At 70.8% G+C, this 932-nt stretch carries 1 protein-coding gene; it reads right to left on the reverse strand.

Features of this window, described 5'->3' with window-relative positions:
• On the reverse strand, window positions 1–932 hold a 932-nt coding region (locus BHU15_RS37335), incomplete at both ends, for a GAF domain-containing protein (RefSeq protein WP_141726986.1).

The following is a 932-nucleotide window of genomic DNA, read 5'->3' on the forward strand; positions in this document are numbered from 1 at the left end:
CTCTGCAGGGTCATCCCCGTGGCGAAGAGCCGCTGGATCGCCAGATCGTGCAGGTCCTGGGCGATGCGGTCACGGTCCTCCAGCACGGACATCTGCTCGGCGGCGCGCCGGCGCCCGGCGAGTTCCATGGCGAGTGCCGCCTGCGCGGCGAACGCCTGGAGGGGAGCGGTCTCGGCCGGGGTGAACAGGGCGCCCGAGCTGAGCCTGGCCAGCAGAAGGACACCGCGCACCTCCTCGCTGGCGATCATCGGTACCGCGACGGCCGGTCCCAGACCGGCCCAGCGCGGCGGGCCGGCGGTAATCCTGGGGTCGTGCTCGACATCGGCGCTGATGAGCGGCTTTCCGGCGCGCAGAACGGCACCGGCGAACGAACCCTCGCGCGGGAGAAGCAGGCCCCGGTGGGCATCGGCGTCGACCCCGTCGGCGAGAGCGACCCGGAGCTGTGTGCCGCCCCTGTCGGGGAGAGCGAGGACCCCCAGATCGGCGGCGAGGATATGACGCGCCCTGTCCACGATCAGCCGTAGCGCCTGTGTCTCGTCCGCCCCTGACAGCAGTTCGGCCACGACCTCGGCGTTGGCCCGCAGCCAGCTCTCCCTGCCCCGCGCGGTCTCGTAGAGCCGCGCGTTCTCGATCGCCACCCCGGCGGCCACGGCGAGAGTGGAGAGCACGGTCTCGTCGTTGTCGTCGAAATCTCCGCCGCCGCGCTTCTCGGTCAGGTAGAGGTTGCCGAACACGTCGTCGCGGACCCTGATCGGCACACCGAGGAACGAGTGCATGGGCGGATGGTCCGACGGAAATCCGTAGGACGCCGGATGGCTCGTGAGATCCGACAGACGCAGCGGCCCGGGATGACGGATGAGTTCACCCAGGATGCCGTGCCCACGGGGAAGGTGTCCGATGGCGGCTGCCTGCTCCCGGTCCACGCCGACGGT

The sequence above is a fragment of the Streptomyces niveus genome, from assembly GCF_001723055.1.
Lineage (GTDB): Bacteria > Actinomycetota > Actinomycetes > Streptomycetales > Streptomycetaceae > Streptomyces > Streptomyces niveus.